Genomic DNA, 13,713 nt, shown 5'->3' with positions numbered 1-13,713 from the left:
GGCGTCGGCCGCGCGCCCGAGCCCGGCCGCGGCACCCCGGCCCACGAGCTCCTCATAGCCGATGAGCTGGTTGTCGGCCACCCAGCTCAGGGCGGTGGGGACACCGAGGTAGAGCAGCTCCCAGATGGCAGATCCGGCGGCGGTGACCACGAGGTCAGCCTCGGCCATGAGGTCCGGCAGCCGGTCGGTCGGCGGGATCACGGTGATCGGCCCGTCCGCCTCGAACGGCGCCGGGCTGACGACCGTGGCCTCGAACTCCGCCCCGGTCGCTCGCAGGGCCTCGGCCCAGGCGGGGGCCACACCGGCGCTGTCGGTGCCGCCGAAGAAGCACAGCACGCGCGGCACCGGCCCCGGCCGCCGCGTCCGCCTGCGCCGCCGCACGCTGTCCCGCAGGAGCACGTAACCCGCCCCGGCCAGGCGCCGGGCGGGCTGGGGGAATGGGCGGCGTTCGGCGCCGAGGTTCTGGTCGAGGTAGAGATCGGCCTCCTGGCCCAGCGGGTCGCCGTCCACGATCGCCAGCACGGCCAGGCCCGCTCCCCTGAGCGCTGCCCCCGTGCCGTCCGGCAGTTCGTACGAGTCGAGGACCACGGCGTCCAGGCGGAGCTCGCGGGCCAGCGCCGCCAGACGCGCCGGCTGCTCGGGAGCGGGCACCAGCGGCAGCCCGCGCTCCCGGAGCTGCGCCCGCGCCCAGTCCGAGCCGCGCACCTCACCGAGGAACACCACCGGCACGCCCCGCGCGCACAGCTCCTCGGCCAGCGCCACGCACCTCACCAGATGGCCGACCCCGCTCCTGACACCGGCGTCGCACCGGAAGCCGACCCCGCTCACGCGTCCTGGAGGGCCTTCTGCCGTACGTGGGCGTTGAGCCCGCACACCTCCGGCCGCTCGCGCAGCCAGCTGACCACCGTCCCGAACGGCAGGCACCGGTCGCCCAGCGCGTCCACCACCCGGGAGATGAGCCGCCAGTCGTCCTCCGTGTCGAGCGTGACCCGCAGGTCGTCGGCGACCGGCTGGTAGGCGAGCCCGAGCAGCCGCGCGTCGCCCGGGTGCGAGTAGACGTAGGAGGTCACGTGTGTGCGGTGGAACCCGGCGGCCTCGGCGTCGGCCCGCTCGAGCGCGGCCCTGCTCACGATCTCCACGTCGAGCCCGCGCGGCAACGTGCGCGCCAGGCCCGTGCTCAGATAGCCGAGCCCGCGCACGGCGCGGAACACCATCGCCGCCTCCCTGATCACGGCGGGATCCAGCAGCGGGCAATCCGCCGTGAACCTCATCACCGCGTCCCCGCGCCGCCCGGCCAGCGCCTCCATGAACCTCGTCAGCACGTCGTCCACGGGCCCCCGATGCCACGCCACGCCGAGGCGGCAGCACTCGGCGACCACCGCGTCGTCGGCCTCCTCGGTCGTGGTGGCCACCACGAGATCGTCGAGCACACCGGCCTCGCGTACGGCCCGGACCACCCACCCCAGCACCGACCGGCCGCCCAGGTCCCGCAGCACCTTGCCCGGCAGGCGCGTCGACCCCATGCGCGCCTGAACAATCCCGACAATACGCACCGAAGCCCCATTCCCCCGTGTGACCCTATGTTGTTAGTCGATCGCGCTATGCTACCGCCTGCTCAAACGACTACAGCGCGTAAACGCGATTTCAGGGGGCCACGTGAGCATTCTCAGCGGATCGTCGATTCTGATCACCGGAGGCACGGGGTCCTTCGGCAAGGCGTTCATCCGCCACGCGCTCGACTCGCTGGGTGTGCGGCGCCTGGTGGTCTTCTCACGCGACGAGCTCAAGCAGTACGAGCTCAGGCAGCTCTTCAGCGACGACGACCGCCTGCGCTGGTTCATCGGCGACGTCAGGGACCGCGACCGGCTGACCCGCGCCATGCACGGCGTCGACCACGTGGTCCACGCGGCGGCGCTCAAGCAGGTGGACACGGCCGAGTACAACCCCTTCGAGTACGTCCGCACCAACGTCGCCGGATCCCAGAACGTCGTCGAGGCCGCCATCGACTGCGGCGTGCGCAAGGTGGTCGCGCTCTCCACCGACAAGGCCTCCAGCCCGATCAACCTGTACGGGGCCACGAAGCTGGTCGCCGACAAGCTCTTCGTCTCGGCCAACCACTACGCCGCCGCCCACGAGACCCGCTTCTCCGTCGTCCGCTACGGCAACGTGGTCGGCAGCAGGGGCTCGGTGGTGCCGTTTTTCCTGCGCCTGGCCGAGCAGGGCGCCAGCCTGCCGATCACCGACAAGCGCATGACCAGGTTCTGGATCACGCTCGACCAGGCCGTCAGGTTCGTGGTGGACTCGTTCGACCTGATGCGGGGCGGCGAGCTCTACGTGCCGCGCATCCCCAGCATGCGCATCACCGACCTGGCCGAGGCGCTGGCGCCGGACAGCCCGATCTACGAGATCGGCATCCGGCCGGGCGAGAAGCTGCACGAGGAGATGATCGCGCCCGACGACGGCCGCAGGACGCTGCGCCTGGCCGACCGGTACATCGTCCAGCCCACGATCGCCACCTGGGGCTACACGCCGCCGGGCGGAGAGCTGCTGCCGGAGGGCTTCACCTACCGCTCCGACACCAACGACCAGTGGCTCTCGGTGGACGACCTGCGCGCCATGGCGGCCGGCTGATGCTCCCCTACGGGCGGCAGTCGATCGCCGAGTCCGACGTCGAGGCGGTCGCCGAGGTGCTGCGCGGCGACTGGCTGACCACCGGACCCGCCGTGGGCCGGTTCGAGGCCGAGCTGGCCCGCTGGACGGGCGGCGTGCCATGCGTGTCCGTCACATCGGGGACAGCCGCGCTGCACGTCGCCTACGTAGCCGCCGGGGTGCGGGCGGGCGACGAGGTGGTCACGTCGCCGCTGACGTTCGTGGCCACGGCGGCCACGGCCGCGCTACTGGGCGCGCGGGTGCTCTTCGCCGACGTGCAGCCCGACACGGGCAACCTCGACCCCGACGCCGTCACCGCGCTGGCCGGCCCCAGGACGCGGGCTGTCACGGCGGTGGACTACGCGGGCCATCCCGCCGACTATGACGAGCTGCGCACGGCCGCCGACTCGGCCGGGGCGGTGCTGGTGAGCGACGCGGCGCATTCGATCGGGGCCGCGTACAAGGACCGGCCCGTGGGCGCGCTCGCGGACCTGACCACGTTCTCCTTCTTCCCGACCAAGACCGTGACGACGGCGGAGGGCGGCGCGGTCGCGGCGGCCGACCCCTCGCTGCTGCTGCGGGCCGCCCGCTTCAGGAACCACGGCCTCGTCAGGGACCCGGCCGAGCAGCGCGAGCCGGATGTGGGCGGGTGGCATCAGGAGGTGCACGAGTTCGGGCTGAACTACCGGCTGCCCGACGTGCTGTGCGCGCTCGGGCTCAGCCAGCTCAGGCGTCTGGAGAGCTTCCGCGAGCGACGGTCGGAACTGGTCGCGCGCTACAACACGCTGCTGCGCGACGTGCCGGGGCTGACGCTGCCGGCCCAGCGCGCGTACGTGCGGCCGAGCTGGCACCTCTACCCGGTCAGGGTCGGCGACGGCCGCCGGCGCGAGGTCTACGAGCGCATGCGGGCCGCCGGGATCGGCGTGCAGGTCAACTACGTGCCGTCGTACTGGCACCCGGTGTTCGAGGACCTCGGCTACCGGCGCGGGCTCTGCCCGCAGGCCGAGGCCTACTACGCCGAGGAGCTGTCGCTGCCGCTGTTCCCCGACCTGACCGACGCCCAGCAGGACCGGGTCGTGGAAACGCTCACGGGCATCCTGACCTGACTAGCGTTCGGCCAGCAGCAGGCAGCCGTCCTCTCCCCGGTCGATGAGGAAGCGCCGGTCCGCGACGGTCGCGACCGGCCGCTCCCTGGTCTGTACGAGCGGCCGGATGGGTTTGCCCTGGTCGATGACGACCTCCCACCACGACTCGTGACCGACGCTCTCGTCGATGTCGGCCAGCGGCACCCGCGCGTGGAAGTCCTGGCCCGCCAGCGTCACCGGGAAGTACATCTCCTCGCCGTCGCTCCTGCGCTGCAGCCTGACCACCGGCTCCCCATCGCCCAAGTCGGACAGCTCTCCCGAGAACACCAGGTCGCCGCCGTCCATCCGGCACTCGCCGATGACCGCCTCCGCTGTGCGAAGACGCATCCCCCACGCGCCCCTGGGGCTGCGTACGGGCACCAGCCACACGCCCTCCCTGCGCCGCGGCGCGGGGATCAGGGGCGGCAACCAGCGCGGCCCCGCCACCCGGCCGTCGAGCCGCAGCCCGTGGCCCCTGAGCCGCACGCACAGGTCCCAGCGGCCATGCCTGGCGAGCTGCGCGGCCGTCAGCGCGGCCGGGTGGAACGCGAACCTGAACGGGAACGCGTGCTCCGGCAGCGCGCCGCCGTCCTCCTGCTCGACGCTCTCCCAGGTGGGCACGCTCTCCTCGTCGCAGAGCAGCACGCTCTCACCGGTCCTTCGCTCCTCCAGCCGGACCTGTACCCGCATCCGGCGCAGCTCTCCCACATCAAACCTGCCCAGCCCCACGCGGCCCACGCCGTGGAGCACGCCGTCGCGCCAGTCGAGACTCATCAGCCTGGCGACCGCGCCCAGCTCGCCGGAGACCTCCGACAGCTGCTCCGGCATCGACGGGTGCCTGCCGTACCAGCGCTTGCGCAGGAGCCCGGCCGAGCCCACCCGGGGCTGCAGCTGTCCGCAGCGGTCCTGGGCGAAGACGTAGGCCAGCTCGGCCAGGCGGCGCTGGTGCAGCAGGTGAACCTGGAGGCGCAGCGCGTACGGGATGCTCTGCCAGGCCTCGCGCGACACGCCGTCGAGGTAGCGGACGACAAGGTCCACCAGGGCCGGGTCCGCCGCCGCGCCCATGGCGGCCATGGCCTCCACGGCGACGGACATGTCGATGTCCAGCGTGTCGCGGTCGAAGTCCGTCTTGAGGCCCGGCGCCCCTCGGCTCAGCACGGCCGCGGTCTCCAGCACGGACAGGAGGCGGTCACGCAGGTTGCCCGGCTCCAGGCTGCGCTGGGTGATCGAGGAGCCCGGCTCGTCGCGTTGCCGCCAGTGGTAGACGATCGCGGCCAGCACGTCCACCGAGCCCGCTCCCACGTGGGCCGCCATGGCGACGGGCTGGTCCTCGTACATCCGCTCGGGGAAGCTCAGGCCGAGGCGGTCCCAGAAGGAGCGGCGGTAGACCTTGTTCCACAACATGCGGTCACGGATCAGCAGCGGGTGGCGGGTGATGTGCGTGCCCTTGACGGGCCTGGCGAACGCCTCCCTGTGGGCCCACGACGGTATGAGCAGGTTGCGGTAGAGACGCATGACGTTTCCGCAGGCCAGGTCGGAGCCCGTGGATTCGAGCGAGGACACCAGGCGTTTGAACGCGTCGCGCGGCACGGTGTCGTCGCCGTCCACGAACGCCAGGTAGCGGCCGGTCGCCCGGCGCACGCCGACGTTGCGGGCGCGGCCCACGCCCTGGTTGTCCTGCCTGATGAGGCTGATTCGGCGGTCATCGGCCTGCCTGGACTCGACGACCGCCGAGCCGCCGTCGGCACTGCCGTCGTCGACGCAGATGACCTCCAGGTCGTCCAGCGTCTGGGCGGCGATGGAGTCCAGGCAGGGCCCGATGTACTTCTCGACGTTGTAGAACGGGACGATCACCGAAAGAACCGGCACACGCTTTCCTCTTTCTGGGTGGTTATCCGTTTCTCTGTGGTTATCCGGACAGCAGGCGGATGACCCTGCGGGCGACCTTGCGGGGACGGGCCAGGCGGCGGGAAAGGCGGTATCCGAGCGTCTTGCGGTAGGCGGAGGCCTTGCGCTGGCTCCTGCGCAGCTTGGCCTTCGCCCTGACCAGCTCGCGCTCCCGGTAGGAGAGCTTGGTCTCCAGTCGGGAGATCCTGGCCAGGGCCGCGGTGAGCTGGTCGGCCAGGCGGTCGCGGGCCCCGAGCAGGTCCCTGTACGTGGGCACGTGCTCCTCGCCGGCGCAGCCCAGCTCCGCGTCCAGCTTGCGGGCGCAGTCGAGGTCGCCCTGGTCGCAGGGGCGGTCGGCCATGCCGCACAGGGTCAGCGTGAGCTGGTCGGCCTCCAGCGGCCACGGCCACGGGTGGTGATGGCCGGCCGCCAGCAGCCTGACCGCGAACCGCCACAGGATCCTGCACAGGACGACTCTTGGCGCGGGTGGCGAGGACGGGCCCGCCAAGGGGTTGATGGCCGCGAACCGCTCGCCGTCGTACACCAGGCTGTCGGTCGCGGCCGACACGTCGCCGCCCGCCTCCAGCCATTCGGCCAGCTCTTTCAGCAGCTCGCGCACGGTCTTGACGTCCTCGCGGGCACACGCCTCGACGAGGATCTCCTCCACGACCCTGCCCGCCGGAATCAGGCGCTCCTCACCGTCCGGGAGGCGTCTGGCGCCGTCGTGGGTGAGCTCGTACAGCGCGGCGCCCTCCTCGACGAGCCCGAGCGGCAACTCCATCCCATCGTCGTGCGGCGGGCGTGTCGCCACGGCCAGCCACAGCGGCGCCAGCTCCTCCCCCAGGCGGTGCCTGAACACCAGGCGGGTCAGCCGGAGCGGGTCGGCCACCAGCATGCGGTCGCCGCCCCGCGCGCTCAGCGGGAACGTGAGCGCGTCCGGCAGGTCGGCGGCCAGCGCCTCGCGGGACAGCAGGGCTCTGGGGGCCTGCCTGACCGGATACGCCGCGTAGCACCGCCCCACGCTCAGCCCCGCCGACTCCAGCCCTCGGTCGAGAGCCGCGGGACCGCTGGGGTAGGTCGGGTCGAAGCCGTGCGGCGCCCACTGGTCGTCGCCGCCCTCCCGGTCCGCGGGCCTGGCCTCCAGGAACCGGTCGACGCCCAGATCGTTGCGTACGCCGAGCACCAGCCGCCCCCCGGGCGCCATCAGCCCGGCCAGCGCCCCGAGCGACTCGCGCCAGGCCGCCGCGGGCGCCTCCGCGGAGTGCGTGCGCAGCAGCCCGTCCAGCGCCAGCACCAGGTCGTACGGCTCCTCCGCGGCGAACACCTCCAGCCGCCCGCAGAAGACCGCCAGCCCCGGATGCCGCTCGCCGAGAGCGCAGGCGTCAGGGTAGGAGCGCAGCAGCACGGCGGCCGATGAGGCCCGCGAGACCACCTCGTCCACCAGTCCCTGTGGATGCGGCCCGACCAGCAGCACCCGGCCGCTCGCCGGGACGAGCCGCCTGATCAGCTCGAGTGCCGCGCCCCGCCAGTCCGCGATGCCGCCCATGTTGGACATGTCGGACCACAGCAGCATCTCCCCGCCGATCAACCGGACGTTCTCGGGCGCCTCATACGTGTTCATGGCCTCACTCCGTGAGGCGGCTCGGTCGCTCGAAGGCCGCCGCCTTCCCTCGTCGCTCTGGTCGCTACGCTCCCGACGCTCCTCAGTCCAGGCGGCGGCGCTCCCTCGCGGGGCCGCTTCCATCCGAACATTCGCAGTAGCTCCTCCGGTGTCGCCTGATATTCGAATCCCAGCTCGCGCCGCGCCACCTCCGCCGCCAGCTCACGGTCGACGTGCGTGCCGTGCAGTTCGGGCCAGAGCCGCATGCGGCGCGCCGTCCCGCCGTACTCGGGACGCTCGTCCTCGAACTGCATCGGATCCCCGTACACGGCCACCTCGCATCCCACCGAGGCGCCGTAGAACAGCGCGCTGCCGAGCCGGTTGGAGGCCACCCTGCGGTGGCGTCGCAACTGGACCAGCTGCTTGCGCAGGAAGTCGCGACCCTTTCCCTCCCAGCGGGAGCCGCGCTCGCCATGGCAGATGACCCGGAACCCCCTCGATTCGTACGCCCGCCGAATGTCCGGATTCGCGAATTCCAGCCAATATAGGCAGACCGTGACCCGCCCGGTCTCGACATTTCGGATTTCGTCGGCCAGGCGGGCGTGGTCGCCGCTGACGGAATGCTTTTCCCAGCCATGAAAGGGATACCAGATCGTACCCTTGCGCTCGGGGACCACGCCCAGCTCAGGCTCCAGGCAAAGAAGGTAAATCCAGGGCGCGCCGATGAGGTAGTGTCCTCTGCGGCCCATGGACCAGCCGCGGCGGCGCAGCACGTCGGACCAGATGAAACGGGGATATCCGGGGCTGCACCAGTGGTCGTTGGGCGGAAATCCGTGGAGATAGTTCCAGCCGTGCTGGAGGAAACCTTGGATGCGTTTCGGCGACTCCTCCGGCAGGCCGCAGTATCTACTGAGAATACGCGAATGCCCATACCAGTGATTGGATTCGTCCATCATTCCCCCCGTACGGTGGACCGTGTCCCGTCCGACATTCCCAGCCCACAACGAGCGCCACGCGCCGTTATACGGTTCCATTACTGGAGACGGGGTCTTGGTTTTTCCTCACCCCCAGATCCCGCTACACTGTGTCGCGCCTTGAAGACAGAGAGTGAGTGATCATGAGTCATCTCGGTCGCCTGCGGACCGTCTTCCGCAGCGCGCTCAACCTTCCGGCCGACGCCGACGTCGACGGGCTCGAATACCGCGCCATCCCCCAGTGGGACTCCCTGGCCCACATGGCGTTGATCGCCGCGATGGAGGACGAGTTCACCATCATGATCGACACCGACGAGATGATCGACATGAGCTCGTTCGCCAAGGCGTCCGAGCTGCTGGAGAAGCATGGCATCGGCGTCGCCGCCGTCTGAGGCCAGGGTCGTCCTGGTCACCGGCTCGACGACGGGCATCGGCCGGGCCGTCGCGGCCACGCTGGCCGCGACCGGCCACGGCGTCGTGCTCCACGGGCGCGACGAGGAGCGGGCCGCGAAGGCCGCCGCCGAGGTCGCGGAGGAGACCAGCGGGCTCACCGACTCGGTCGCCTGCGACGTGGCCGACTCCGGGGCCGTCTCGGCCGTGATGCGGCAGATCTACCAGCGGCACGGCCGCCTCGACGCGCTCGTGATCAACGCCGGTGTCCACGCCGCCGGCCCGCTCGGCATGACCCGCCACGACACGGTCGATCGGCTCTTCCAGGTCAACGCCGTGGGCGCGACGTACACCCTGCAGTCCTCGCTCAGGCTCCTGCGCCGCGGCACCTATCCCGCCGTGGTGCTGGTCTCCTCGATGATGGGCCGCATGGGCGGCGCCGGCCAGGCGCTCTACTCCGCCACCAAGGCGTCCATGATCGGCCTCACCCTGGCCGCGGCCAAGGAGCTGGGGCCGACCGGGATCAGGGTCAACGCCGTGGCCCCCGGCTACATCAAGACCGACATGCTCGCCACACTTGACGAGAACGCCCGCACGGCCACGGTCGCCGCGACCCCGCTGAGGCGGCTCGGCACGCCCGCCGACGTCGCCGACGCCGTCGCGTTCCTGCTCTCGCCGGCCGCCGCTTTCATAACCGGCCAGGTCATCGGCGTGGACGGCGGGCTGGTGCTGTGATGTTCCCGCACCCACAGGCCCGCCTCGTCGTCGCGGGAGAGCCGGCGAGCCTCAGCGGCGACGAGCTGCTCCACCACGTCAACCGCACCGCGGAGGCCCTGGCCCGGCTGCAGCCCGGGCCGCTGTTCTGCGGCATGCGCAACAACCTCACGTCGGTCCTGCGCTATCTCGCCGCGTGGAGGTCGGGCCGGCCGGTCGCGCTGCTCGATCCCGACCTCTCCCCGGCGGCGCTGGCCGAGCTGGTGGGCCGGTTCAGGCCCACGGCGCTGCTCGGGTTCACGCACGCCGCCGACGGCGCACGACCGCCGCGCCTCGACGGAGCTCACGCGCCGGAGCCGCATCCCGACCTGGCCGTTCTCCTCGCCACCTCGGGCTCGACGGGCAACCCCAAGCTCGTACGCCTGTCGCGCCAGGCCGTGCTGGCCAACGCCGCAGCCATCGCCGCGGCGCTGTCCATCACCCCCGACGAGATCGCGCCGACCAGCCTGCCGCTGCACTACAGCTACGGGCTGTCGGTGCTCAACAGCCATCTGGCGGCGGGGGCGACCGTGATGCTGACGGAGGCGGGGCTCCTCGAGCGGTCGTTCTGGACGCATCTTGACGCGCACCGATGCACGTCGCTGGCCGCCGTCCCGTACCAGTACGAGATGCTGCGGCGGCTGCGCTACGACCGGTCCGAGCACCCGACGCTGGCCACGCTCACCCAGGCAGGGGGGCGGCTCAGCCCGGAGCTGGTCAAGGAGTTCTCGGGCCAGGCCGATCGGTTCTTCGTGATGTACGGGCAGACCGAGGCCACGGCCCGCATCGCCGTCCTGCCCCCCGACCGGCTGGACGACAAGCAAGGCTCCGCCGGGCCGGCCATCCCCGGGGGCCGGTTGGCCGTCGACGAAGGCGAGATCGTCTACCACGGGCCCAACGTCATGATGGGCTACGCGGAGACGGCCGCCGACCTCGCTCGGGGCGACGACCTGGGCGGCGTCCTGCGTACGGGCGACCTGGGGCGGCTCGACTCCGAGGGGTTCCTCTACATCACCGGGCGGCTGAAGCGGATCGCCAAGGTCTTCGGCGTGCGGGTCAATCTCGATGACGTCGAGCGGCTGCTGCGCGGCTCGGTCCCGGTGGCGGCCACCAGCGGCGACGACCGGGTGACGGTGTGGGCCGAGGGCCTCGACGCGGCCGGCTGCGCGGGGCTGGCGCGGAGGCTGGGGGCCGAGCTGCGGGTCCATTGGAGCGGGTTCGACGTGCGCGGCATCGACAGCCTGCCCCTGCTGTCCACCGGCAAGGTGGACTACCGGGCCCTGGAGTCGCGCACATGACGGCCGGGCTGCGCATTGAGGCGGGGGGTGGCGGGTGAGCGTTTTCGGCTTGGCCGAGCCCGAGCGGGAGGCGGTGCTGGTGAGCGAGCTGGCGGCGCTCACCGAGCGGCACAGGGAGGCGTGCCTGCCGTACCGGAGGATCCTCGACGCCATCGGCGCGCAACCCCCGTACGAGCGGCTCGTCGACCTCCCCTGGCTGCCCGTGCGGCTGTTCAAGACGCACGAGCTGCGCAGCGTGCGCGAAGATCAGGTGTTCAGGGTGCTGACCTCCAGCGGGACCACCGGGCAGCAGCCCAGCCGGGTCTATCTCGATCGTGAGGCGGCCGCCGCGCAGACGCGGATGCTGGCGGCCACGCTCAGGGAAGTGCTCGGCGAGCGGCGGCTGCCGATGCTGGTCGTGGACAGCCGCTCCGTCGTGCGCGACCCCACGCTGAGCGCCCGGGGCGCCGGCGTGCTCGGGATGATGAACTTCGGCAGGGACCACACGTTCGTGCTCGACGAGAAGGGGCGGGTGGACGCGGAGGCGGTCAAGGCGTTCCTCGCGCGCCACGGGAGCGAGCGGTTCCTGGTCTTCGGGTTCACGTTCATGGTCTGGCTCCATCTGCGCGGTCTCGGGGCGGACCTTTCGCAGGGGGTGCTGATCCACTCTGGCGGGTGGAAGCGGCTGGCCGAGCAGGCGGTGGACAACGCCGAGTTCCGACGGCGGCTGGCGGCCGAGTGCGGGCTTACCCGAATCCACAACTTCTACGGGATGGTCGAGCAGATCGGCACGGTCTTCCTGGAAGGCCCCGACGGCGATGGGCTTTACTGCCCCGATTTCGCCGATGTCGTGATCCGTGATCCGGAGACCTGGCAGGAGGCGCCCGTCGGCGAGCCGGGGCTGATCGAGGTCGTCAGCACGCTCCCCACGTCATATCCCGGCCATGTCCTCATGACCGAGGACCTGGGCGTGGTCCGCGGCGTCGATGACGGATGCTGGCCGGGCAAGCGGTTCGAGGTCCTGGGCAGGCTGCCCAGGGCGGAGGCACGCGGCTGCAGCGACACCATGGGGCAGGGCTGATGCTGGACGACCCGAAGCTCGATGTCCGCTTCCCCGCCGTGGGCCACGTGCCGGTCGAAGGGCTGCTCGGAGAGCTGGGCAGCGGTCTGGACGTGGGCGACGAGCGGGTGCGCGAGTTCCTCGCGGCCTTCGGAAGGCGGCTGCTGCGGCCCGCGCTGGCGCGGCGCCACCCCGAGCTGGGCTCGCTCGGCTTCTTCCTGCGACCCAGCGAGCTCGCCCGGACCGTGGACGGGCTGGGAACCGAGCACGTACGCGTGCCGCGCGGCCTGGTCTTCCACATCCCGCCCGCCAACGTCGACACCGTCTTCGTCTACTCCTGGGCCTTGTCGGCCCTGATGGGAAACCGCAACATCGTCCGCCTCTCTCCCCGCTCCGGCGCGGTCGCCGAGGTCATCCTGGAGACCCTGCACGAGGCGCTGGCCGACGCCGATCCCGTCATAGCGGCCACCCAGCGCATCGTCTCCTACGGCCGCAGCGACGGCATCACCGCCGCGCTCTCCGCCGCCTGCGACCTGCGGGTGGTGTGGGGCGGCGACGGCACCGTACGGGAGATGCGGCGGCATCTGCTCGCCCCGCACGCCCGCGACCTGGTCTTCCCCGACCGCTCCTCGTTCGCCGTCGTGCGCGCGGCGGCCTGGCTGTGCGCGCCCAGGGCCGCGCGGGTCACCGTGGCCGAGGGGTTCGTGAACGACACCTACTGGTTCGACCAGGCCGCCTGCTCCTCGCCCAGGACCGTGTTCTGGGTGGGTGCGGAGGGCGACTGCGACCCGGCGCGGGCCGACTTCTGCGAGCACGTGGCGCGGGTGGTCGCCGTACGCGGGTGGGGGGTCGATGCGGCGATGGCCGTGGAGAAGCGGGTCTCCACCTACGGGCTGGCCGCCGACGGGCTGGCGGAGCGCATCGAGTTCCGGGGCAACGCGCTGGCCAACGTGACGCTGGCGGCGGCGGCCGCAGCACCGAGGCGGTGGCTGGGAGCGGGAACGTTCGCGCACGCCAGGCTCGGCTCGCTGGCGGAGCTGGTCCCGCTGGTCGAGCGGCGTGACCAGACGATGACGCACTTCGGGTTCGGCAAGGACGAGTTGGAGGACCTGGCCAGAGAGCTGGCCGGGCGCGGGGTCGATCGCATGGTGCCGGTCGGGAGCGCGCTGAGCTTCCATCGAGTGTGGGACGGGTTCGATCTCCCGGCCGAGTTCACGCGGCTGGTGACCGTCGTCAGGTGACGTTGTTCCTCCGTATCGGCAGCGTATTCAGAACGAGACGTGCTGGTGTGCCACGGTCTGGGGACATTGGCCCTAGGCTGTGACCCGTGGTGATTCATGCCCTGCTCGCGGTCACGCTGGCCATGACCTCGCTGCCCGCTCAGGCGACTACGGTCGACTGCGCCCGGGTCAAATGCCTGGCGCTGACGTTCGACGACGGCCCGGGCGTCAAGACGCCCACCCTGCTCAAGACGCTCAAGAAGGCGGGGGTCAAGGCGACGTTCTTCCTGGTGGGCAAGCAGGTGGAGCTGCGGCCGGAGATCGCCAGACAGGCGCTCGCGCAGGGGCACGCGATCGGCAACCACACCTACTCCCACAACTCGCTGCCGGCCCTGTCCGACAACGAGATCCTCGACGAGCTCAAGACCACCCAGGAAGCGATCGAGCAGGCCACCAAGCTGCGGCCGAAGATGTTCCGCCCGCCCTACGGGCACACCGACGACCGTGTGCTCGGGCTGGCCAACCAGGTGGACCTGGCCCAGGTGCTGTGGACGGGCACGACGCTCGACTGGAAGCTGCGTGACACCAAGAAGATCAAGGCCGCCGTGCTCAGGCTGGCCAAACGGGACGGCGTGATCCTCATGCACGACACGGTCCCGGAGACCGTGAAAGTCATGCCCGAGATCCTCAAGGAGCTCAAGAAACGCGGCTACCACCTGGTCACGGTCCCGACGCTGCTACGCGGCAAGGGGCCGGAGCCTGGAGTCAGCTACCCCTGA

The 13,713-nt window shown here is 71.4% G+C and carries 13 protein-coding genes; 8 read left to right on the top strand and 5 right to left on the bottom strand.

Annotation, left to right across the window (positions count from 1 at the left end; all coding sequences use genetic code 11):
- Positions 1–828: hypothetical protein (locus AB0J09_RS06665; RefSeq protein ID WP_360686214.1), on the bottom strand; the 828-nt coding region annotated here is incomplete at its 3' end.
- Positions 825–1,553 carry a glycosyltransferase family protein gene (locus tag AB0J09_RS06660; RefSeq protein ID WP_360686211.1) on the bottom strand — a complete coding sequence of 243 codons (729 nt, stop codon included), beginning with the start codon at positions 1,551–1,553 and terminating at the stop codon, positions 825–827. The genes AB0J09_RS06660 and AB0J09_RS06665, both read right to left, overlap by 4 nt.
- 103 nt (positions 1,554–1,656) lie before the next feature.
- Here AB0J09_RS06660 and pseB point away from each other — a divergent pair, with 103 nt between their 5' ends.
- Positions 1,657–2,631, top strand: a complete 975-nt coding sequence (gene pseB, locus AB0J09_RS06655) for a UDP-N-acetylglucosamine 4,6-dehydratase (inverting) (protein WP_360686209.1) — start codon at positions 1,657–1,659, stop codon at positions 2,629–2,631.
- Positions 2,631–3,755, top strand: a complete 1,125-nt coding sequence (locus AB0J09_RS06650; protein ID WP_360686206.1) for a DegT/DnrJ/EryC1/StrS family aminotransferase — start codon at positions 2,631–2,633, stop codon at positions 3,753–3,755. Before pseB ends, AB0J09_RS06650 begins: the two co-directional genes overlap by 1 nt.
- Here the strand turns inward: AB0J09_RS06650 and AB0J09_RS06645 are convergent, their stop codons facing one another.
- From AB0J09_RS06645 to AB0J09_RS06635, 3 genes are read right to left on the bottom strand one after another with little or no spacing between them, the layout of a single operon-like run.
- Positions 3,756–5,642: a glycosyltransferase family 2 protein gene (locus AB0J09_RS06645; RefSeq protein ID WP_360686203.1), complete on the bottom strand. Its 1,887-nt coding sequence runs from the start codon at positions 5,640–5,642 to the stop codon at positions 3,756–3,758.
- Positions 5,643–5,682: 40 nt separating this feature from the next.
- The gene (locus AB0J09_RS06640) at positions 5,683–7,281 is read right to left on the bottom strand and encodes a hypothetical protein (RefSeq protein WP_360686200.1); all 1,599 of its coding nucleotides are present in this window, start codon (positions 7,279–7,281) and stop codon (positions 5,683–5,685) included.
- On the bottom strand, positions 7,278–8,213 hold the full coding sequence (locus tag AB0J09_RS06635; RefSeq protein ID WP_360686198.1) for a hypothetical protein: 936 nt from the start codon (positions 8,211–8,213) through the stop codon (positions 7,278–7,280). Before AB0J09_RS06635 ends, AB0J09_RS06640 begins: the two co-directional genes overlap by 4 nt.
- Positions 8,214–8,377: 164 nt before the next feature.
- Between AB0J09_RS06635 and AB0J09_RS06630 the strand changes: the two genes are divergently transcribed.
- The 6 genes from AB0J09_RS06630 to AB0J09_RS06605 all read left to right on the top strand — a co-directional run bounded on the left by AB0J09_RS06630 (position 8,378) and on the right by AB0J09_RS06605 (position 13,713).
- On the top strand, positions 8,378–8,626 hold the full coding sequence (locus AB0J09_RS06630; RefSeq protein ID WP_360686195.1) for an acyl carrier protein: 249 nt from the start codon (positions 8,378–8,380) through the stop codon (positions 8,624–8,626).
- Positions 8,601–9,359: an SDR family NAD(P)-dependent oxidoreductase gene (locus AB0J09_RS06625; protein ID WP_360686192.1), complete on the top strand. Its 759-nt coding sequence runs from the start codon at positions 8,601–8,603 to the stop codon at positions 9,357–9,359. Before AB0J09_RS06630 ends, AB0J09_RS06625 begins: the two co-directional genes overlap by 26 nt.
- Positions 9,359–10,675 (top strand): AMP-binding protein, encoded by a 1,317-nt coding sequence (locus AB0J09_RS06620; RefSeq protein ID WP_360686189.1) that lies wholly within the window; start codon positions 9,359–9,361, stop codon positions 10,673–10,675. The genes AB0J09_RS06625 and AB0J09_RS06620 overlap by 1 nt, the downstream gene beginning before the upstream one ends.
- A 34-nt stretch (positions 10,676–10,709) precedes the next feature.
- On the top strand, positions 10,710–11,735 hold the full coding sequence (locus AB0J09_RS06615; RefSeq protein WP_360686186.1) for an acyl-protein synthetase: 1,026 nt from the start codon (positions 10,710–10,712) through the stop codon (positions 11,733–11,735).
- On the top strand, positions 11,735–12,955 hold the full coding sequence (locus AB0J09_RS06610) for an acyl-CoA reductase (RefSeq protein WP_360686184.1): 1,221 nt from the start codon (positions 11,735–11,737) through the stop codon (positions 12,953–12,955). The genes AB0J09_RS06615 and AB0J09_RS06610 overlap by 1 nt, the downstream gene beginning before the upstream one ends.
- 86 nt (positions 12,956–13,041) lie before the next feature.
- Positions 13,042–13,713 carry a polysaccharide deacetylase family protein gene (locus AB0J09_RS06605; protein ID WP_360686181.1) on the top strand — a complete coding sequence of 224 codons (672 nt, stop codon included), beginning with the start codon at positions 13,042–13,044 and terminating at the stop codon, positions 13,711–13,713.

Source organism: Nonomuraea sp. NPDC049784, assembly GCF_040659615.1.
Classification (GTDB): Bacteria; Actinomycetota; Actinomycetes; order Streptosporangiales; family Streptosporangiaceae; genus Nonomuraea.
Note: the sequence above shows the minus strand (reverse complement) of the source record. Positions and strands in the feature narration are given on the sequence as shown.

Coding starts and splice junctions, on each gene's coding strand:
- AB0J09_RS06650 (WP_360686206.1), top strand. CDS start 2,631: ATGCTCCCCTACGGGCGGCAGTCGATCGCCGAGTCCGACGTCGAGGCG.
- AB0J09_RS06640 (WP_360686200.1), bottom strand. CDS start 7,281: ATGAACACGTATGAGGCGCCCGAGAACGTCCGGTTGATCGGCGGGGAG.
- AB0J09_RS06635 (WP_360686198.1), bottom strand. CDS start 8,213: ATGGACGAATCCAATCACTGGTATGGGCATTCGCGTATTCTCAGTAGA.
- AB0J09_RS06630 (WP_360686195.1), top strand. CDS start 8,378: ATGAGTCATCTCGGTCGCCTGCGGACCGTCTTCCGCAGCGCGCTCAAC.
- AB0J09_RS06625 (WP_360686192.1), top strand. CDS start 8,601: ATGGCATCGGCGTCGCCGCCGTCTGAGGCCAGGGTCGTCCTGGTCACC.
- AB0J09_RS06620 (WP_360686189.1), top strand. CDS start 9,359: ATGTTCCCGCACCCACAGGCCCGCCTCGTCGTCGCGGGAGAGCCGGCG.
- AB0J09_RS06610 (WP_360686184.1), top strand. CDS start 11,735: ATGCTGGACGACCCGAAGCTCGATGTCCGCTTCCCCGCCGTGGGCCAC.